This window comes from Telluria sp. AZSoR62 (genome assembly GCF_058111565.1).
Map to the genome: position 1 here is coordinate 1 of NZ_JBYTST010000502.1, position 246 is coordinate 246.

1 pseudogene is annotated in these 246 nt (G+C 52.0%); it reads left to right on the forward strand.

Going from position 1 to position 246, the window contains the following annotated elements:
- Nucleotides 1–37 precede the first annotated feature (37 nt).
- Nucleotides 38–246 (forward strand): annotated as a pseudogene (locus tag AC3XQU_RS24535) (hypothetical protein); the annotation flags it as partial.

Genomic DNA, 246 nt, shown 5'->3' on the forward strand with positions numbered 1-246 from the left:
TTATGGAAAGGGTTAAAACGGTACTGGAGAAAGCCAAATGAGAGATAGCAGCCGCCCCCTTGGTAGACCAGATGGTCACCATAAAGAGCAGCCTAATATCCAGGGCGTTGCCGTTCCGGCGGATATGCCCACCACAAATTTGCGACCTTTTTCCGAGATCCTGAGCGAAGTGGGTTTAGGGGATGACCGCCTAGCAGAAGCGCATGGCCCCAAAGAACCTGAAGCACCCGCGGTAATTTCAAAAAC